Genomic DNA, 18531 nt, shown 5'->3' with positions numbered 1-18531 from the left:
AAGTGGGAGAGGGGGCGTCAGGCGCGGCCGCGCCAGGGGACCGCCGCCCGCTCCAGGCCCCGGAACAGCGCGTCGAGGAGGATTCCGGAGAGGCCGATGGCGATGATGCCGGCGATGACGACGTCGGTCTGGTTGTAGCGCTGGGCGTCGCGGATCATGCCGCCGATGCCGGGGACGCCGTTGATGGTCTCGGCCGCGACGACCGAGGTGTACGCGATGCCGACGGCGATCCGCACCCCCGTGAGGATCTCCGGCAGCGCCGACGGCAGCCGGATGGAGAACAGCAGCGCCACCGGCCCCGCGCCCAGGGCCCGCCCCGCCTCCACCAGATCGGTGGGGACGCCCCGGACGGCCGCGGCGGTGGCCGCCGCGATCGGCGGGAGGGCGGCCACGAGCAGCAGCCAGATCTTCGGGGACTCGTCGATGCCGAACCAGATGACGAGCAGCGAGAGGTACGCCAGCGGGGGCAGCGTGCGCAGGAAGGTGACGGCCGGCTCCAGGACCACGGCGAGCGGCTTCACCACCCCGATGAGGAGCCCCAGCGGGATCCCGACGAGCGCCGCGTAACCGGTGCCGATCGCGATCCGGCGCAGCGAGACCGCCAGGTGCTCGACGAGCAGGTGGCCGCTGATGCCGCGCACCCCGTCGTGGACGGTGGACGCCTTCACGAAGGCCTGCCACACGTCGCCCGGGGACGGGACGAGCACGCGCGGCCAGACGCCCGCCGTGACCACGGCCTGCCAGGAGGCGAGGAGGACCGCGAGCGCGAGCAGCCGCAGCGCGGTCCAGCGCAGGGCCGCGACCCCGGCCGGTATCCGGCGGGCGGGCCGCCCGGGAGCGGGGGCGGCCCCCGAGGAGCCGGTTCCGGACTCCTTGACGGTGTCGAGGAGGGTCACGCCGCCACCTCCCCGGCCGCCCCGGCGTCGGCCGCCCCGGCGTCGACTGCCTCGGCGTCGACCGCCTGCGTGCCGGTCGTCTGTGTGCCGGCCGCCTCCGTGAGCGCCCGCAGGCGCGGTGCGACCTCCTCGCCGACCCGGTAGGCCTCTTCGAGGTGCGGGTAGCCGGACAGGACGAACTCGTCGATGCCGGCCCGCCCGTACTCGAAGAGCCGCCGCGCGACCTCGTCGTGCGAACCGACCAGGGCCGTGCCCGCGCCCTCGCGGACGAGCCCGATGCCCGCCCACAGGTTGGGGGAGACGGTCAGCCGCTCGGCGGAGCCGCCGTGCAGCGCGGTCATCCGGGCCTGCCCGGTCGAGTCCATCCGGGCGAACCGCTCCTGCGAGGCGCAGACCGCCTCCGGGTCGAACCCGGCCAGGATCCGGTCAGCCTCCCGCCAGGCCTCGGCGGAGGTGTCGCGGGTGATGACGTGGAGGCGGATCCCGAAGCGCAGGACGCGTCCGGCCCGCGCGGCCCTCTCCCGCACCCGGGCGACGCGCTCGGCGACGGCTGCCGGGGGCTCGCCCCACAGCAGCTGCACCTCGGCGTGGCGGGCGGCGACCTCCTCGGCCTCCGGCGACGCCCCGCCGAAGTAGAGGGGGACCGGATGCCGCACGGAAGGATCGTGCAACCGGGCGTTCTCCACCCGGACGTGACGGCCCTTCAGGTCGGCGGCGCCGCCGTCGAGCAGCGTCCGTACCACCTCCATCAGCTCGCCGGTCCTGACGTACCGCTCGTCCTTCGGCAGGTGGTCGCCGTACGCCCGCTGCTCGGCCGGGTCGCCGCCGGTGACCACGTTCAGCGCGATCCGGTCGCCGAACAGGCGCCGGAACGTGTCGGCCTGCTGGGCGATCAGCGTCGGCTGGGCGAGCCCGGCCCGGAACGCCACCAGGAAGCCGATCCGCTCGGTCACCGCCGCCACGGCCGACGTCAGCACCCACGGGTCCACACAGCCGAGTCCCACGGGCGTCAACAGCTTGGTGAAACCGGCCTGTTCGGCGGCGCGAGCCACCTGGGCCAGATAGCCGAGGTCGGCGCCGCGCCGGGTGGCGGCGGCGGTGCGGCCCTGGACGGCGGTGACCCCGCCGGGGTCGCGGCCGTCACCACCGGTGGGCAGGAACCAGTGCAGTACGGGGGCGGCGGAAGAGGACATGCGGGCGTACCTCGGGGGAAGTGCGGGGCGCGGACGGGCGTACGGAACGCCGTCCCGCGCGGGAAACGTGACCGGGGCCCGGGAGTTCAGGGCCCGGAGCGCCGGACGCGGCGGAGACGGCCGGCGGAGGGGAACCGCCGGCGGCGCGAAGGAAGGAGGAGAGCCGGGAAGGGGCTCAGCAACAGGCCGCGCGACAACAGGACTCGGCCCGACACAGCATCCCCGCGACACGCAGAAGATCCACGTGGCGGCGGGAGACGAGGGCGGGAGTCATGGGCGCATCCTTGCCGCGCGGACGCTCCGCCGACAAGTCTCGTCCGCCATCTGGACCACATGGTCTCAGCTGTTGGGATCCGGGTCCTCCGGCCAGGCACCCCGGCCGACGATCCGCAGCACCAGGGCGGCGATGTTCCACGCGTCGTCCTCGCCCCGGTGGTGACGCCCCTCCAGGGGCAGCCCCGCCACCTCCAGCGCCTGCGCCATGCCGGGGCGCCGGGCGAGCCCGTACGCCTCGGTGAAGACCATCTTCGCGTTGGTGTGGCGCCGCCCGAAGGGGTACGGGGCGCCGGTGGCCCGGCACTGGTGGATGAACTGCTTGCGGTCGTACTCGCCCCAGCTCGCCCAGGGGCGCCTCCCCGCCTCGTATGTGGTGGCGAGCAGCCGGCAGGCGGCGGCGAAGTCCAGGCCGGTGTCGACCTCCGCCTGGGTGAGGCCGGTCAGTTCGGTGCAGAACGCGCTGACCCGCGACCGGACCGGGCGGACCAGGATCCGGTGCCGGGAGAGCCGCTCCCGCGCGTCCAGGTCGACCACGGTCAGCCCGATCTCGATGATCTCGCTCACCTGCCCGGGCGGGCGCTGCCCCTCCCAGCAGGTCGCCTCGACGTCGACGACGTTGACCAAGCCCCCGTGTTCCATGCGGACGAGCGTAGGGGGTGCCTTCGCGGGCGGCACCCGGTTTTCCAGGGGGGAGGGGCCGGCCGGTTCTCGCGGGGGAGGGGTCAGTCGGCGTCCCGTTCCAGGACCGCGCGCAGGGCCGCCACCGCGTGTGCCCGGTGCTCGTCCAGCCAGCGGACGGCGGCCGCCTCGTCGCCGTGCCGGAGCGCGGAGATCACGGCCCGGTGCTCCCGCACGGCCAGCTTCCGGTGCGGGGCGTCCGCGTAGTACAGCGAGCGGTACGCGTCGGTGGAGTCCCACAGGGTCGCGATGAGGCGGACGAGGCGCGGCATTCCGGACGCCTCGATCAGGGTGAAGTGGAAGAGCCGGTTCGCCGCCGCCATCGCGGGCACGTCCCCGGCGTCGGCGGCCCGCTCCACCTCGCGCTGGATCCGTTCGAGCGCGCCGACCGTGCCCTCCGGCATCCGCCCCACGGCCAGCCGGACCGCCTCCGTCTCCAGGAGCTCCCGGATCCGGTAGATCTCCTCCAGGTCGTCGAGCGAGAGCTCCGCGACGAAGTAGCCCCGGTGTATGTGATGGACCACCAGACCCTCGGCCTCCAGGGCCTTGAGGGCCTCGCGCAGCGGCACCCGGCTCACCTCGAACCGCGCCGCGAGGGCGTCCTGGCGGATCTGGTCGCCCGGCCTGAGCTCCCCGGTGGTGATGGCGCGCCGCAGTTCCTCCAGAACGAACTGCTGGGCGGTCTGCGGCCGCCGCTTCTGCACCGCGCTGCTCATCGCCTGTGACCTTCCGTTCCTCGTGCCGCCGCCGGCGCGTCGATCCTCCGGCGGACCGCTCCTCCGGCGTGACCATCTTCCTACGGATCCTCCGGACCTTCCCCCGGGTCAGGACCCGCCCGGGGGCCGTCTCTCCTCGGCGAGCACGGCGTCCGTGTGCTCGCCCAGGCGCGGGGGAGCGGCCCGGTAGGAGGCCGGAGTGGCGCCCAGCCGGATCGGATGGGCCACCTGGCCGGGTCCGGCCGCCGACTCGGGGACGCGCGGGGCGAGCCCCAGCCGGTCGGCCAGACCGAAGGCGTCCGCCAGGTCGTTGATCGGCCCGCAGGGCACCCCGGCCGCCGTCAGCTCCTCGAACCAGCCGTCGGCGGTACGGCCGCCGAGCGGCCCGGCGAGCGCCGCCGCCAGCTCCTCCCGGTGGGCCACCCGGGCCGAGTTGGTCGCGAAGCGGGCGTCCCCGGCCAGCTCCGGCAGGCCGAGCCGCTCGCACAGCGCCCGGAACTGCCGGTCGTTGCCCACCGCCAGGACCAGCGGCCGGTCCTTCGCCTGGAGGACCTCGTACGGGGCGATGCTCGGGTGCCGGTTGCCCATCGCGCGCGGCACGACCCCCGCCCCCAGGTGCGCGGCGGCCTGGTTGGTGAGCGCGGAGAGCAGGGAGCCGAGCAGCGAGACCTCGACGCGCTGGCCCTCGCCGGTGCGCTCCCGGTGCCGGAGCGCGGCGAGCACGCCCATGCCCGCGTGCAGACCGGTGACGACGTCGACCAGGGCGACCCCCGTCTTCGTCCCCGGCCCGTCCGGCTCGCCCGTCACGCTCATCAGACCGCCCATCGCCTGGACGAGCAGGTCGTACCCGGGGAGCCGGGCGCCCTCCGCCGTGCCGAAACCGGTCACCGAGCAGTAGACGAGCCCCGGGTTCGTCGCCCGCACGTCCTCGTAGCCGAGCCCCAGCCGCTCCATCGTGCCCGGCCGGAAGTTCTCCACCAGGACGTCCGCCCGGTCCACGATCGCGCGCGCCGCCGCCAGGCCGCCGGGATCCGTCAGATCGAGCGACACGGAGCGCTTGTTCCGGTTCACCCCGAGGAAGTACGTCGCCTCCCCGCCCGCGAACGGCGGCCCCCACGCGCGCGTGTCGTCCCCCGACCCCGGCCGCTCGATCTTGATCACGTCCGCGCCCAGATCGGCCAGGAGCATCGTCATGTACGGCCCGGCGAGCACCCGGCCGAAGTCCGCGACGACGATTCCGGACAGGGCGCCGGGCGCGGTGCCGGGCGCGGCACGGGGTGCGTCGCGGGACGGGTCCGGCTGGTCTGCGCGCATTCCGCTCTCCTCGGGATCGGCGACCGGGTGTCGGATCCGATGCGTCGGATCCGATGCGTCGCACGTTGGATCCAATGCATCGGATCCGGATATTGGATCCAGTCCACCGGACCGTAGGGCCGACCCGGCGGATTTTCAATACTGGATCCAATATCCGATGTACGGCTACGCTTCGGCACGCCGAGTCGTCGCAGGCGCCCGTCACCACCCGTCACAGGCGCCCGTCGCCCACCGCCAGGAGGCCGTCCGTGAAGTCGCCGTCCACCCCCGTCCACCCCTTCGACCTGCTCGCCGTCGACGGGCTGCTGACCGACGAGGAGCGCGAGATCCGGCGCACCGTCCGGGCCGTCGCCGACCGCGAGCTGCGGCCGCACGTCGCCGGCTGGTTCGAGAAGGGCGAGATCCCCGCCCGCGAACTCGCCCGCACCCTCGGCGGCACCGGCGTGCTCGGTATGCACCTGGAGGGGTACGGCTGCACGGGCACCAACTCCGTCGCGTACGGCCTGGCCTGTCTGGAGCTGGAGGCCGTCGACTCCGGACTGCGCTCCCTGGTCTCCGTACAGGGCTCCCTCGCCATGTACGCGATCTGGAAGTACGGCTCCGAGGAGCAGAAGCAGAGGTGGCTGCCGAAGATGGCGGCGGGCGAGTACATCGGCTGCTTCGGCCTCACCGAGCCGGACGCGGGTTCTGACCCCGGCGCCATGCGGACCAACGCCAAGCGTGACGGCTCCGACTGGGTGCTCAACGGCACCAAGATGTGGATCACCAACGGCTCCGTCGCCGACGTGGCCGTCGTCTGGGCCCGCACCGAGGAGGGCGTCCGGGGCTTTCTCGTCCCGGCCGGCACCCCCGGCTTCAGCGCCCCCGAGATCAGGATGAAGCTGTCGCTGCGGGCGAGCGTCACCAGCGAACTGGTCCTGGAGGACGTACGGCTGCCGGCCGACGCGATGCTGCCGGAGGCCCGCGGCCTCTCGGGCCCGCTCGGCTGCCTCAACGAGGCCCGCTTCGGCATCGTCTTCGGCGCGCTCGGCGCCGCCCGCGACTGCCTGGAGACGGCGATCTCCTACGCCCGGGACCGCACCGTCTTCGCCCGCTCCCTCGCCTCGTACCAGCTCACCCAGCAGAAGCTCGCGGACATGTCCGTCGAACTCGGCAAGGGCATCCTCCTCGCCCTGCACCTGGGCCGCCTGAAGGACGCGGGCGCGCTCACCCCCGAGCAGGTCAGCGTCGGCAAGCTGAACAACGTGCGCGAGGCGATCGCGATCGCCCGCGAGTGCCGCACGATCCTGGGCGCCAACGGCATCACCCTGGAGTACCCGGTGCTGCGCCACGCCAACAACCTGGAGTCGGTGCTCACCTACGAGGGCACGAGCGAGGTCCACTCCCTGGTCATCGGCAAGGCGCTCACCGGCGAGCAGGCCTTCCGCTGAGCCGTCCGCCGAGCCGTCCGGCCACGGGGGGGGCACGGTGGGCCGTCAGCCCGCCGTGACCCGCCGGACGAAGGCGTCGAGGTTGGCCGTCGTACGGGCGATCTGCTCCTCGACGGTGAGGGACTCCTCCTGGCGCCGGCCGCGCAGCTTCGGCTGCCGTTTGCCCCGGACGTAGAGGGAGCAGGCGAGGTCGGCGCAGAGGTAGATGCCGACCGTGTTCCCCTCGCGGCCGCGGCTCCCGGCGAGCGGCGCCACGAGGAGCGTCACGCCCGAGGAGGCGTGCCCGGTCAGGCAGACCTGGCACATGCTCGACTTCATGGCGCTGGTCCGGCCGGCGGCCGGGACCCGCAGGGACACGCCGAGCGGCCCGTCCTCGCGGGGCACGACCAGGTGTGCGCGCAGCGGAGCGCCCGGATCGACCCAGCCGAGGAAGTCCAGGTCGTCCCAGGGGAGCTCGGCGAAGTCGAGCGGCAGTTTGAGCCGCGCCGCCTCGCCCTTGGTGCAGTTCACGAAGGACGAGCGGATCTGTTTGTCGGTCAATGGTTCCACTCGGTGGACCGTACACGCGTCCTCCCGGACGGGCACCCGAATAAGGCGCCGCCCGTGGACGGCGCCTCGTTCGGCGCGGGCCGGCCCGGATCAGGCCCGGGCGGCCGCCGGCCCGCCCGTGTTCGGGTCCGCCGGGGCCTCCCCCGAGGTCTCCGGGGCCGGCCCCGAGTTCGGGGTGGAGGAGTCCGGCTGCGGCTCGGGCGGCGGCGGGGAATCGGGCTGCGGTTCGGGCGGCGGGGGCGAGGAGTCGGGTTGCGGCTCGGGCGGCGGCGGTGACGAGTCCGGTTGTGGCGCGGGCGGGGAGGAGTCCGGCTGCGGCTCGGGCGGCGGCGAGGAGTCGGGCCGCGGCCCGGGCGAGGACGTCGACGGCCCGGGAGAGGTGCTGTCGCCGGGGCACGGCGACGAGCCCGGCGGGCACGGCGCGGGGGAGGTCGACGTCGGCGGCGAGGTCGGCTCGTCATTGCCGCCGGTGTCGCCGTGCTTCCGCGCGAACCAGTCGCCGTCCTCGGGGTCGTACACCACGAAGACGTTCACGACCGTCGTGGAGGGCGCGACGGCGACCACCTGGTCGGCCTGATAGCCGGGCCAGGGGGTGCCGGTCGTCCGGGGGTTCTTCTGCGCCACCGGTTCGGTCAGCGGGTTGCCGCAGGCGCAGCGCACCCGGGGCACTCCCCGGTCGTCGACCAGGACCGCGGTGCCGGCCTGGAGGACCGCCTGGTACGAGGTGGCGGAGCCGTCCTTGAAGCCGTGGTTCGTCACCCGGGTGTCGGCCCGGAGCTGGAGCGGTGTGAGGGAGCGCAGATAGCCGGGCACCTCGTTCGCGGAGACGCGCGCGACCGAGGCGAAGGCCGCGTTCTTCGCGGGCTCGCCGGAGAGGTAGCGCACCTGCTGCTCCACGTCGCAGCTCGCCACCGACTTCGTCCCGCCGTAGAGGCCCGGCGTGCCGCCCGACACCCGGGGGGTGCCGGTCTCCGCGGAGCCGCTGCGGGGCGGCAGCGAGGGCGGCGGGGCGGAACCGGTGGAGCTGACCGTCGTCTGTGTGAACGGGTCGGGGCCGGACGAGGAGGCGCTCTGGAGGAAGACCTCCCCGCCGCCGGCGTTCGTCGTGCCGCCGTCGTCGCCGGATCGGCTGGTGAGCACGACGATCAGGGCGACGGCCGCCACGAGCACGGCGGTGATCGAGGCGACCTTCGGGACGGAACGCCACCACGGGCCGCCGCCCTTGCCGCCGTCACCCGGATAGCGGGACGAACCCCCGGCGTCCGGGCCGTCGCCGGAACCACCGGAACCACCGGAACCACCGGAGCCCCCGCCCCCGGAACCGCCCGCGCCGCCGGAACCGCCGGTGGGCGGTCCGGACGGCGGCGGGGGGCCGGAGGAGCCCGGGCGCGTGCTCGGACCCGAGAGGGGGCCCGAAGGGGGACCTGTGGGGGGAACCGACGGCGGACCGGACGGAGGCCCGGACGGCGGGTGGGAAGTCACGTTTTTCCCTTTCTTCCGTTCCGGGCCCATTGTGTGCGCCGACGGGTGCCCGCCCGCAAGCGGAGGTGCTCCGCGCCCCGACTCCGTCCGGAGCCGGGGGCGCTCCGTCCGCAAGCGCGCGGCCGTACCCGGTACTAGCGTGGTCACCGTGAGCAGCAGGCCCCCCACCTCCACGCGGCCCGCCGCGACCCCGGCCGGGCTCTTCGCCCGGATCGCCCTCCAGGCCCTGGCGGCCGTGGTCGCCGGGTATCTCGCGATGGGCGTCGTCGCCGGGCTCGGCCTCCGGGCCGCGGGCGCCGCCGACCTGCCCGGCGGCTTCATCGCCGTCCTCGCCGCCGTCGTCGTCATGGCGACGGGCGGCAAGGTCGAACTCTCCGGGGACGCCGGAGCCCTCGCCGGAACCCAGGCCCAGCTGACCGCCATGCCCCTCACCGTCACCCTGGTGGGCGCACTGGTCACCGGCTACTGCTTCCTGCGGCCCCTGCGCCACCACGCGGTGACCGGCGCCCGCGAACTCCTGCTCCGCGCCGGGTCCGTCGTCGTCCTCTGGCTGCTCGGCCTCGCGGGCCTCTCCGCCCTCGCCCGCCACGACTTCCGGATCACCGTCGGCGGAGGGGAGGCCGAGGACCCGCTCATGGACCTCTTCGGCGAACTCCTCGACTCGGTGAACCCGACGGTCGGCTTCCGCACCGACCTCGGACCCACGCTCTTCTACGGCCTCCTGTGGATCCTCGGCGTGCTCCTCGTCGCCCTCCTCGTCTCGCGCGCGACCCCCCTGCCGTCCCGGCTCGTCCGCTACCAGGAACCCGTCCGGCCCGTCGCCCGCGCGATGCTCCTGCTGCTCCTCGCGTACGTGCTCGTGGGCCTGGTCGTCGGGCTCGTCGTCGCCGCGACCAAGGGGCGCCCCGCCGACACCTTCGCGGTCCTCCTCCTCGGCCTGCCCAACATCACCTGGCTCGCGCTCGGCGTGGGCATCGGCGGCTCCTGGGAGGGCCGGGCGGAAGGACCCTTCGGTCTGCCCGTGCCGCAGGTCCTCGACGCCGTCCTGCGCGGCGGGAGCGGCGGCGCCCCGGACCTCTCGACCATCGACCTGTCCTCACTGGCCGCGCAGGACGGACGGGCCTGGTGGCTGCTCCCCGTCGCCGCCGTCCTGGTGCTCGCCGCCGCCTTCGCCGCCGCCGTCCGCTCCCCGGCCCGCACCAGGCTCTGGCAGCACTCCCTGCGCACGGGCGTCGCCTTCGCGCTCACCATGCTGGTCGTCGCCCCGGTCACCCACGTCGAGGCCCGCTTCGGCCTCTCGGTCCTCGGCATCGGCGAACTCGACTCGCTCGGCGGACAGGTGCTGCTGCGCCCGCACGTCTGGGTCATCGCCGGCTTCGCGCTCCTGTGGGGCCTGGTCCTCGGCCTCCTCGCCGGCCTCCTCGCCTCCCGGGTCCGCCGGAAGGGCGAGGTCGAGCGGCCGGCACCGCCACCGCCCGACGCGCGCTGACCCCCAGGCCCTACAGATCCCGGGCCCCCCGGCCCTACAGCTCCCGGAACACCGGGCGCGCCCACGCGGGCGGGGCGGGCGGCGGGCCGAGCGGCCGGGGCGCCCCGGCCACCGCCGGGCCCGCCGCCCCCGGGGCGCCCGACGCCAGGGCGGCGCGCAGCTGGGTGACGAACTCCAGGCACGTCCCGTACCGCTCCTCCGGCGTCTTCGCCAGCGCCTTCGCGAAGACCGCGTCCGCCGCCCCCGGGAGCTCAGGCCGCGCCTCGGAGAGCGGGGGCGGGGGATCGTACTGCTGCGCCCACAGCACGGCCCAGTCGGTGTCCCGGCGGAACGGCGGCGCGCCCACCAGGGTCTCGAACACCACGCACGCCAGGCCGTACACGTCGCACCGGCCGTCGACCGGCTTCCCCGAGATCTGCTCGGGCGCCACGTAGTCGAGGGTCCCCACGAACTCGCCCACCGTCGTGAAGCCCGTCAGCGACAGCGACTTCTTCGTCAGGCCGAAGTCGGTCAGGTACACGTGCTCCGGATGGTCCCGGTCGGTGCCCTCGGCCACCAGGATGTTGCCGGGCTTCACGTCCCGGTGCACCAGGTCGTGCGCGTGCGCCGCGTCCAGGGCCGAGGCCACCTGCACGGCGATCCTGCCCGCCTTCGCGGGCGGCAGCGGCCCCTCGCGGTGCAGCAGTGCCACCAGGTCCTGCCCCGCGACGTACCGCATGGCGATGTACAGCACGCCCTCCGTCTCGCCCGCCTCGAAGACCGGCACGATGTGCGGGTGGTCGATCGAGGCGGCCACCCTCGACTCGTGCGCGAAGCGCTTGCGGAAGGTGTCGTTGCGGGCCAGCTCGGGGGCGAGCAGCTTCAGCGCCACCGTGCGGTCGAGCCGCAGGTCCCGGGCCCGGTACACCACGGCCATGCCGCCGCGCCCGATCTCGCCCTCCAGGCGGTAGCCGGCGATCTCCTTGCCGACGAGCCCCGAGGGCCGGCCCGCCGGAAGGTCCGGGTCGGCGTGCGCCCCGCCGGCCATCAGCCCTCACCCGTCGGCGGCCGCTCCACGACCCGCGTCGGCGGAGGCGGTTCCGCCTCCTCGGACGGCTGTTCCACGACCTGGGTCGGAGGCCTTTCCACCGCCTCGGCCGGTGGCTGCTCCACCACCTGCGTCGGCGGCCGCTCCGCCACCCCGGCCGGCGGTTGCTCCACGACCCGCGTCGGATCGTGTCCGACGGGCACCACCCGGGTGGGCTCGTGACCGCCGTCCGCCGGAGTACCGCCGGCCGCAGGAGCACCGCCGTCCGCCGGAACGCCGTCGCCCACCGGACCACCGGCCTCCTCCGCGCCGGCCGGCGCCGGAGCGGTGACCGAGGGCGCGGCCCCGGACGCGTACGTACTGAGCCCCGCGCCGTCGCAGTACACCCAGCGCTCGTGCTCCGCGTCGTACAGCCACACCGATTCGCCGTCGACGACCATGCCCACCCGCAGGCCGCGGGTCCGCAGCCGGAAGGCCTCGCCGTCGAGGCGGCCCGCGCCCAGCTCCTCGGCGGCCCGCCGATAGCGGCCGAGGGCGTCCTCGGCGCGGGCGATCAGCGGACGGGGATCGGCGGTCCTGGTGAGGGGCTGGCCCGCCGCCGGAGGGTCGTCGGGGACGCTGACGAGCAGCCGCGCGTCGACCCAGGCCGTCCAGCCGTTGGAGCACTGGATCCGCCCCCAGTCCCCGCTCCGCTCTTCAAGGCGCACCGGCAGGAAGGCGTCCAGGGGCGCCGTGGGCAGCTCCGGATCGGGCGCCTCCCAGGCGGGCAGGCCGTCGCGCGGCACGACGTGGGTGGGCCGGAAGTCCGGCACGTACTCGGACATGGGGACGGTCACGGGCTACCTCCGCATGACGACCGGCTCGTGGCGGCGCAGCAGCCGGGCCACGACCAGGCCGAGGACCAGACAGAGCACCACCATCATGCCCATGTCGAACAGCCAGGCCTCCGCCGTGTGCCGCATCAGCGGATCGGTGGTCTTGTCGCTCGGCGCCACCTTCCCGATGTCGATCGTCGCGCCCATCGCCGCGAACGCCCACCGCGAGGGCACCAGCCAGGCCAGCTGCTCCAGGACGGGCGTGCCCCGTACGGTCAGGAGCGCCCCGCAGAACACCACCTGCACGATGGCGAGCAGGACGAGCAGCGGCATCGTCACCTCCTCCTTGCGGACGAGGGCGGAGACGAACAGGCCGAGCATCATCGCGGTGAAGGACAGCAGCGCGACGGCGAGGGTGATCTCCACCAGCGGGGGCATCAGGACCCCCTTACCGCCGGGCACGTTCAGCGGCACGCCGATCAGGGCCACCAGGGTCAGGACGACCGACTGCACGACCGTGATCAGGCCGAGGACCACCACCTTGGAGGCGAGGTAGGCCGAGCGGGACAGGCCGACGGCTCTCTCGCGCCGGTAGATCGTGCGTTCCTTGACGAGTTCGCGCACGGCGTTCGCCGCGCCCGTGAGGACCCCGCCCACGCAGAGGATGAGCAGGACGTTCAGGGAGGACTCGGGGTTGAGACTGCCCTCCGACAGGGCACGGGCCATCGCCCCCATCACGAACGGCAGCGCCACCATGATGACGATGAAGGTGCGGTCGGCGGAGAGCGCCGCCGCGTAGCGGCGCACCAGGGTCCGCAGTTGGGAGCCCCAGCTCTGCGCCTTCGGCGGCGGGGCCCGCACCTCGTCCGCGGGGGCGCCGCCGCCCAGGGGGAGGTCCGGGCCCGCCGTGGCGTCGGTGATGTACCGGCGCTGGAAGCGGGAGGAGCGGTAGCCGCCCGCCCAGTCGCGGTCCCGTTCCTTCTCGAAGGCCTCGAAGGCCTCCGGCCACTCCTCGAAGCCGAAGAACCCGAGGGCCTCGGAGGGCGGCCCGTAGTAGGCGACCCGGCCGCCGGGCGCGAGGACGAGCAGCCGGTCGCAGACGTCCAGGCTGAGCACGCTGTGCGTGACCACGACGACCGTCCGCCCGTCGTCGGCGAGCCCGCGCAGCATGTGCATCACGGACCGGTCCATGCCGGGGTCGAGGCCCGAGGTGGGCTCGTCCAGGAAGAGCAGGGACGGCTTGGTGAGCAGCTCCAGTGCCACGCTCACCCGCTTGCGCTGTCCGCCGGAGAGGCTGTGGATCGGCTGGTCCGCGCGCTCCACGAGCCCGAGCTCCCGGATCACCTCGTCCACCCGGGCCTGCCGTTCCGCGCGCTCGGTGTCCTCGGGGAACCGCAGCTCGGCGGCGTACCCGAGGGCCCGGCGCACGGTCAGCTGGAGGTGCAGGATGTCGTCCTGGGGGACGAGTCCGATGCGCTGGCGCAGCTCGGCGTAGTCCCGGTACAGGTCGCGGCCGTCGTAGAGCACCGTGCCCCGGTCGGCGGGCCGCTGGCCGGTGAGGGCGTTCAGGAGCGTGGACTTCCCGGCGCCGGACGGTCCGACGACCGCGAGCAGGCACTTCTCGCCCACCGGGAACGACACCTCGTCGAGGAGGGTCTTGTGCCCGTGGTCGACGGTGACGGCGAGCGACCGCACGTCCAGCGAGACCTCGCCGGTGTCGGTGAACTCGACCAGCTGCCCGCCGATCAGGCAGAACGCGCACCGCCCGATGCCGACGATGTCCTCCGGCGTCACCCGGGCGTCGGTGACGGGCCGGCCGTTGAGGAAGGTGCCGTTGTGGCTGTCCAGGTCGTGGATCCAGTAGGTGCCGTCGGGGTGGGCGCGCAGTTCGGCGTGGCGCCGGGAGACGACGAGGTCGGGGATGACGACGTCGTTGTCGGGGGCGCGGCCGATGCGGATGCTGTGGGTGGGCAGCGGCCGGACGGACGTCGGCTGCCGGAAGGTGCCGGTGGCGGCGGGATGCGAGACGGAAGGGGGCCGGGGAGGCCCGGATTCCCGCTCCCGTACGGGGTCGGGGACGGGCTCGGGGACGGGCTCCGGTCCGGAAAGGGGCTCCGGCTCGGGGGCGGGCGTCGGCTCCCGTACGGGTCCGGAAAGGGGCTCCGGCTCGCGTACGTGCTCGTCGTGTACGTGCTCCTCCCGTACGTGTTCCTCCCGCACACGCTCGTCCGGCGCGTGCTCCCGTTCTGGTGCCTGCTCCGGCTCCGGGACGCGCTCCCGTTCCCGTACCCCGTCCGGCCCCGGCTCCCGTTCCCGCACGTGCTCGGGCTCGGGTTCCGGTACGGGCGGGGGCAGAGGCGGTGATACGGCTTCGGGCGCGGGTCCCGGCTCCGCCGGGCGGGCCCGGGCACCGGTCGAGAGGACGGCGCGCGGGCCGTCCTCCGGGTGTCCGAACCGTACGACGGTCCCGGCGCCGACCTCCCGCGCCCCGGCCACCTTCCGGCCGTCCGCGAAGGTGCCGTTCGTACTGTCCTCGTCGGTCAGGGTCCACCGGCCGGCGGAGGCCCTGAGCACCGCGTGGTGCCAGGACGCCCGGGCGTCCGAGAGGACGATGTCGCTGGTGGGGTCCCGTCCGACGCGGTAGACGCGGCTCGGGTCCATGAGCGTCGCGTCCCCGTCGATCTCGAGGACCAGGTCGGGCGCCGCAGGCGCGGCTGGCCGCTCTCCCATGTCTGGAATTTTATCCGCCGGAGCTGATCCCCGCCCGGCCGGGAGGCGCCGGTATGGTGGGCGTCCGCCGCGGCAGCGGCCCGGACGAACTGGAGGAACCACCCGTGCCGAAAGGCGTCACCAAGCGGCGGCCCCGCACCCGTGCGGCGCTCCTGAAGGCCGCCCTGGAGACCTTCGCCGAGCACGGCTTCCACGCGACGACGATCGAGCAGATCTGCGAGCGCGCCGGTTACACGCGGGGCGCGTACTACTCGAACTTCGCGAGCAAGGAGGAGCTCTTCCTCGCCCTCTTCGACGAGCACAGCGACCGGACGGTGCGGCGGCTCGCCGAGTCGATCGACGCGCTGACGGCCGAGGAGTACACCCTGGCCCGGCTCGCGGAGCTGGCCTCCCGCGTGGAGCCGGACGAGCGGGACTGGTACCTGGTGACCACGGAGTTCACCCTGCACGCCATCCGGGACCCGCAGGCCGCCTGGGTGCTCGCGCGCCACGACGAGCGGCTGCGGGCGGAGATCGCCCGCGGCCTCACCCTCGTCCTGCGCCGGGCCGGACGCGAACTCACCGTGGACGCCGACCGGTTCGCGCGCCTGCTCATCGCCCTGCGCGAGGGCGGTCTCGCGCAGAGCTACGTGGAGCCGGACGAACTGCCGCCGGGCAGCCTGGAACGCCAGTTCCTCCCGGGGTTCCTGGAGGCCTCGACGCGCGAACTCCCCGGCCCGGGAGGTCAGTCGAAGAGGTCCGGGTCGGACGCGGTGATCTGATCCCACAGCGGGCGCGCCTGGAACCAGCCCGCCAGGTGCCCGCCGACCTGACCGCGCGTGAGCAGCGCGGTCTCCCGGTCGATGAGCTGCGGGGTGCCCGCGGCCATCGCGAGGAGCTGGGCCTGGCAGGAGCGCTCCATGGTGACGAACCACCACACGGCCTCGGCGACGGACTGCCCGACCGTGAGCAGCCCGTGGTTCTTGAGGATCACCGCCTTGTACGCGCCGAGGGCCTTGGCGACCCGCTCGCCCTCCTCGCCCTCGTTCACCACGCCCCGGTAGTCGTCGTAGATCCCGTGGTCCTCGAAGAACGCGCAGGCGTCCTGGGTGATCGGGTCGAGCGGGATCCCGAGGCTGGAGAAGGCCTTGCCGTACAGGGAGTGCGAGTGCGCGGCGGCGATCGCGTCGGGGCGGGCGGCGTGGACCCGGGAGTGGATGACGAAGGCGGCCCGGTTCACGGGGCGGCGCCCTTCGAGGACGACGCCCTCGTGGTCGACGAGGATCAGGTCGGAGGCCTTGATCTGGCCGAAGCTCATCCCGAACGGGTTGACCCAGAAGGCGTTCGGGTCGCCGGGGTCGCGGACGGTGATGTGTCCGGCGACCCCCTCGGAGAAGCCGAACCGCCCGAAGATCCGGAATCCGGCGGCCAGTTGCTCCTTGCGGTACCGGCGCTCCTCCTCGACGCTCTCGAAGGCGGGCGGCAGCGGCAGGACGACCCCGTCGGGCAGCGGCCCGACGGCGGCGGCGAGCGCGGGCGGCACGGTGCTCATGGCGGCTCCTCGGCGGAACGGACGGCGGGGCGTGCGGATGGGACTGTCCGGATGGAGTGCGGCGCGCCAAAAGATACAGAGATGTATCCGATACGACAATGGATCGGGGTGAGCCTCCGCAGGCCGCTCCTTGCGGGGCGCCGGTTCCGGTGACTACGGTCGGAGTGAACGATAGAAAGCGCTTTCCCCATCGCTGTCTCCCTGTCTCCTCTGCCTCCCCGTTTCGTCTGTTTCCCCTGGAGCCCGCCCCGTGTCCACCCCAGACGTCCTGATCTACACCCGCACCGCCGGGTACCGCCACGACTCGATCCCCGACGGCGCCGCCGCCCTCGTGGAGCTGGCGGAGGAGGCGGGCCGGGCGGCCGAGGTCACCGAGGACCCGGGCGCCTTCACGCCCGAACGGCTCACCCGGTGCGCCGTCGTCGTCCTGCTCTCCACGACCGGGACCGTCCTGACGCCCGAGGGGCGGACCGCCTTCGAGGCATACCTGCGGGGCGGCGGCGCCCTCCTCGCCGTACACGCCGCCGCCAACGCCGAACCCGACTGGCCCTTCTACGGCGAGCTGCTCGGCACCCGCTTCGACGGCCACCCCGAGGTCCAGCCCGGCACCGTCCTCACGACCCCCGGCGACCACCCGGCGACCGCCCCGCTCCCGGCCCGCTGGACGTGGACGGACGAGTGGTACAACTTCACCTCCGCCCCCCGGGGCGTACGGGTCCTTGCCCGGGCCGACGAGTCCTCGTACCGGGGCGGCACCCACGGCGACGACCACCCGCTCGTCTGGTGCCGGGAGGTGGACCGGGGGCGCGTCCTCTTCACCGCCCTCGGCCACGCCCCGGAGGCGTACCGCGACCCCCTCTTCCGGGCCCACCTCGCCGGCGCCCTGACCTGGCTCACCGCCTGACCGCCCGGGTCACCCCGCCGTCCCGCCCCTGTTGCGCCGCGCCGCTCTTCACGGAAGGTTGGTGTCGGACGGGGGCCGACGCAGGAGGAGACAGGCCATGGGCATCGCCACCGTGAACCCCGCGACCGGCGAGACGCTGCGCACCTACGAGGCCCACGGGCCCGAGGAGGTCGAGCGCCGCGTCGCCGCCGCGCACGAGACGTTCCGCCGGTACCGCACCACCTCCTTCGCCGAACGCGCCCGCCTCCTGCGCGCCGCCGCGAGCCTCCTCGACGAGGACACCGAGGACATCGCGCGCACCATGACCGTCGAGATGGGCAAGCCGATCGCCGCCTCCCGCGCCGAGGCCGCCAAGTGCGCCAAGGCCATGCGCTGGTACGCCCGCCACGCCGAGGAACTCCTCGCCGACGAGCACCCGGCGGAGAGCGACGTCCAGGACTCCGGCGCGGACACCGCCCGCGTCCACTACCGGCCCCTCGGCCCCGTCCTCGCCGTCATGCCGTGGAACTTCCCGCTCTGGCAGGTGATCCGCTTCGCCGCGCCCGCCCTCATGGCGGGGAACACCGGCCTCCTCAAGCACGCCTCCAACGTGCCGCAGACCGCGCTCTACCTGGGCGACCTCTTCCGCCGCGCCGGATTCCCCGACGGCTGCTTCCAGACCCTCCTCATCGGCTCCCGCGAGGTCGAGGGCGTCCTGCGCGACCCCCGCGTGGTGGCCGCCACCCTCACCGGAAGCGAACCGGCCGGCCGGGCCGTCGCCTCCGTCGCGGGCGACGAGATCAAGAAGACCGTCCTGGAGCTCGGCGGCAGCGACCCGTACATCGTGATGCCCTCCGCCGACGTCGTCGCGGCCGTCAAGACCGCCGTCACCGCCCGCGTCCAGAACAACGGCCAGTCCTGCATCGCCGCCAAGCGGTTCATCGTCCACCGGAACGTGTACGACGACTTCTCCGAGCGCTTCACCGCCGCCATGAACGCCCTCACCGTCGGCGACCCCCTCGACGAGTCCACCGACGTCGGCCCCCTCGCCACCGAGCAGGGCCGCGCCGACCTGGAGGAACTCGTCGACGACGCCGTGGCGAAGGGCGCCACCGCCCTCTGCGGCGGCCACCGCCCCGAGGGCGAGGAGCTGCGGAACGGCTGGTACTACCGGCCCACCGTCCTCACCGGCGTCACCCCGGAGATGCGGATCCACCGCGAGGAGGCCTTCGGACCGGTCGCCACCGTCTACGCGGTCGGCGACGCCGAGGAGGCCGTGGCCGTCGCCAACGACTCCCCGTTCGGCCTCAGTTCCAACGTCTGGACCCGCTCCCAGGAGGAGGTCGCCCTCTTCGTCCGCGACCTGGAGGCCGGCGGCGTCTTCGTCAACGGCATGACCGCCTCCCACCCCGCGCTCCCCTTCGGCGGGATCAAGCGCTCCGGGTACGGCCGCGAGCTCGCCGGCCACGGCATCCGCGAGTTCTGCAACGCCACCACGGTGTGGCAGCGCGCCTGACCCCGT

Annotated in this window: 17 protein-coding genes; 5 read left to right on the top strand and 12 right to left on the bottom strand. The window is 74.2% G+C overall.

Going from position 1 to position 18531, the window contains the following annotated elements; genetic code table 11:
- Positions 1–17: 17 nt before the first annotated feature.
- From ACIQD7_RS08400 to ACIQD7_RS08375, 6 genes are all read right to left on the bottom strand, one after another.
- A complete protein-coding gene (locus ACIQD7_RS08400; RefSeq protein ID WP_402440662.1) occupies positions 18–896 on the bottom strand; it encodes an ABC transporter permease in 879 nt (292 codons plus the stop codon).
- A complete protein-coding gene (locus tag ACIQD7_RS08395) occupies positions 893–2089 on the bottom strand; it encodes an LLM class flavin-dependent oxidoreductase (protein ID WP_402440660.1) in 1197 nt (398 codons plus the stop codon). The genes ACIQD7_RS08400 and ACIQD7_RS08395 overlap by 4 nt, the downstream gene beginning before the upstream one ends.
- 175 nt (positions 2090–2264) lie before the next feature.
- Positions 2265–2363: a hypothetical protein gene (locus ACIQD7_RS08390; protein WP_402440658.1), complete on the bottom strand. Its 99-nt coding sequence runs from the start codon at positions 2361–2363 to the stop codon at positions 2265–2267.
- Positions 2364–2428: 65 nt separating this feature from the next.
- Positions 2429–3004 (bottom strand): exonuclease domain-containing protein, encoded by a 576-nt coding sequence (locus ACIQD7_RS08385; protein ID WP_402440656.1) that lies wholly within the window; start codon positions 3002–3004, stop codon positions 2429–2431.
- Positions 3005–3087: 83 nt separating this feature from the next.
- Entirely contained in the window at positions 3088–3759 is a 672-nt protein-coding gene (locus ACIQD7_RS08380; protein WP_121832711.1) for a GntR family transcriptional regulator, read from the bottom strand.
- 108 nt (positions 3760–3867) lie between these two features.
- Positions 3868–5073, bottom strand: coding sequence for a CaiB/BaiF CoA transferase family protein (locus ACIQD7_RS08375; protein ID WP_402440654.1), 1206 nt, complete (start codon positions 5071–5073; stop codon positions 3868–3870).
- Positions 5074–5321: 248 nt separating this feature from the next.
- Between ACIQD7_RS08375 and ACIQD7_RS08370 the strand changes: the two genes are divergently transcribed.
- Positions 5322–6503, top strand: coding sequence for an acyl-CoA dehydrogenase family protein (locus ACIQD7_RS08370; protein ID WP_402440652.1), 1182 nt, complete (start codon positions 5322–5324; stop codon positions 6501–6503).
- Positions 6504–6548: 45 nt separating this feature from the next.
- Here ACIQD7_RS08370 and ACIQD7_RS08365 read toward each other — a convergent pair whose 3' ends face one another.
- Both ACIQD7_RS08365 and ACIQD7_RS08360 read right to left on the bottom strand, forming a co-directional pair.
- The gene (locus ACIQD7_RS08365; RefSeq protein WP_389667768.1) at positions 6549–7052 is read right to left on the bottom strand and encodes an FBP domain-containing protein; all 504 of its coding nucleotides are present in this window, start codon (positions 7050–7052) and stop codon (positions 6549–6551) included.
- Between the two features lie 90 nt (positions 7053–7142).
- Positions 7143–8564, bottom strand: coding sequence for a DUF6777 domain-containing protein (locus tag ACIQD7_RS08360; RefSeq protein WP_402440650.1), 1422 nt, complete (start codon positions 8562–8564; stop codon positions 7143–7145).
- Between the two features lie 109 nt (positions 8565–8673).
- Between ACIQD7_RS08360 and ACIQD7_RS08355 the strand changes: the two genes are divergently transcribed.
- On the top strand, positions 8674–10023 hold the full coding sequence (locus ACIQD7_RS08355; protein ID WP_402440648.1) for a streptophobe family protein: 1350 nt from the start codon (positions 8674–8676) through the stop codon (positions 10021–10023).
- 34 nt (positions 10024–10057) lie between these two features.
- On the opposite strand, the gene ACIQD7_RS08350 is transcribed toward ACIQD7_RS08355, so the two are convergent.
- Genes ACIQD7_RS08350 through ACIQD7_RS08340 form a run of 3 tightly spaced genes read right to left on the bottom strand, consistent with a single transcriptional unit; the run spans position 10058 to position 14595 of the window.
- Entirely contained in the window at positions 10058–11050 is a 993-nt protein-coding gene (locus ACIQD7_RS08350; protein WP_391166877.1) for a protein kinase domain-containing protein, read from the bottom strand.
- Positions 11050–11886, bottom strand: a complete 837-nt coding sequence (locus ACIQD7_RS08345) for a hypothetical protein (RefSeq protein ID WP_402440645.1) — start codon at positions 11884–11886, stop codon at positions 11050–11052. Before ACIQD7_RS08345 ends, ACIQD7_RS08350 begins: the two co-directional genes overlap by 1 nt.
- A gap of 3 nt (positions 11887–11889) precedes the next feature.
- Positions 11890–14595, bottom strand: a complete 2706-nt coding sequence (locus ACIQD7_RS08340) for an FHA domain-containing protein (RefSeq protein ID WP_402440643.1) — start codon at positions 14593–14595, stop codon at positions 11890–11892.
- Between the two features lie 104 nt (positions 14596–14699).
- On the opposite strand from ACIQD7_RS08340, the gene ACIQD7_RS08335 reads away from it, so the two are divergent.
- The gene (locus ACIQD7_RS08335; protein ID WP_121833319.1) at positions 14700–15356 is read left to right on the top strand and encodes a TetR/AcrR family transcriptional regulator; all 657 of its coding nucleotides are present in this window, start codon (positions 14700–14702) and stop codon (positions 15354–15356) included.
- Here the strand turns inward: ACIQD7_RS08335 and ACIQD7_RS08330 are convergent.
- Positions 15320–16126, bottom strand: a complete 807-nt coding sequence (locus ACIQD7_RS08330) for a class II aldolase/adducin family protein (RefSeq protein ID WP_402440642.1) — start codon at positions 16124–16126, stop codon at positions 15320–15322. The two genes, ACIQD7_RS08335 and ACIQD7_RS08330, sit on opposite strands and share 37 nt — an antisense overlap.
- Before the next feature lie 250 nt (positions 16127–16376).
- On the opposite strand from ACIQD7_RS08330, the gene ACIQD7_RS08325 reads away from it, so the two are divergent.
- On the top strand, positions 16377–17030 hold the full coding sequence (locus ACIQD7_RS08325; RefSeq protein ID WP_402440640.1) for a ThuA domain-containing protein: 654 nt from the start codon (positions 16377–16379) through the stop codon (positions 17028–17030).
- Between the two features lie 97 nt (positions 17031–17127).
- Positions 17128–18525, top strand: a complete 1398-nt coding sequence (locus ACIQD7_RS08320; RefSeq protein ID WP_402440638.1) for an NADP-dependent succinic semialdehyde dehydrogenase — start codon at positions 17128–17130, stop codon at positions 18523–18525.
- The last annotated feature ends 6 nt before the right edge of the window (positions 18526–18531 follow it).

It is taken from the genome of Streptomyces sp. NPDC093071, assembly GCF_044754545.1.
GTDB lineage: Bacteria > Actinomycetota > Actinomycetes > Streptomycetales > Streptomycetaceae > Streptomyces.
This window is presented reverse-complemented; position numbering and strand designations above follow the sequence as displayed.

What these genes read in the sequence shown, in the direction of transcription:
- ACIQD7_RS08375 (WP_402440654.1), bottom strand. Translation starts at nt 5,073, where the DNA reads ATGCGCGCAGACCAGCCGGACCCGTCCCGCGACGCACCCCGTGCCGCG.
- ACIQD7_RS08385 (WP_402440656.1), bottom strand. Translation starts at nt 3,004, where the DNA reads ATGGAACACGGGGGCTTGGTCAACGTCGTCGACGTCGAGGCGACCTGC.
- ACIQD7_RS08330 (WP_402440642.1), bottom strand. Translation starts at nt 16,126, where the DNA reads ATGAGCACCGTGCCGCCCGCGCTCGCCGCCGCCGTCGGGCCGCTGCCC.
- ACIQD7_RS08390 (WP_402440658.1), bottom strand. Translation starts at nt 2,363, where the DNA reads ATGACTCCCGCCCTCGTCTCCCGCCGCCACGTGGATCTTCTGCGTGTC.
- ACIQD7_RS08395 (WP_402440660.1), bottom strand. Translation starts at nt 2,089, where the DNA reads ATGTCCTCTTCCGCCGCCCCCGTACTGCACTGGTTCCTGCCCACCGGT.
- ACIQD7_RS08380 (WP_121832711.1), bottom strand. Translation starts at nt 3,759, where the DNA reads ATGAGCAGCGCGGTGCAGAAGCGGCGGCCGCAGACCGCCCAGCAGTTC.
- ACIQD7_RS08350 (WP_391166877.1), bottom strand. Translation starts at nt 11,050, where the DNA reads ATGGCCGGCGGGGCGCACGCCGACCCGGACCTTCCGGCGGGCCGGCCC.
- ACIQD7_RS08360 (WP_402440650.1), bottom strand. Translation starts at nt 8,564, where the DNA reads ATGGGCCCGGAACGGAAGAAAGGGAAAAACGTGACTTCCCACCCGCCG.
- ACIQD7_RS08340 (WP_402440643.1), bottom strand. Translation starts at nt 14,595, where the DNA reads ATGGGAGAGCGGCCAGCCGCGCCTGCGGCGCCCGACCTGGTCCTCGAG.
- ACIQD7_RS08320 (WP_402440638.1), top strand. Translation starts at nt 17,128, where the DNA reads ATGGGCATCGCCACCGTGAACCCCGCGACCGGCGAGACGCTGCGCACC.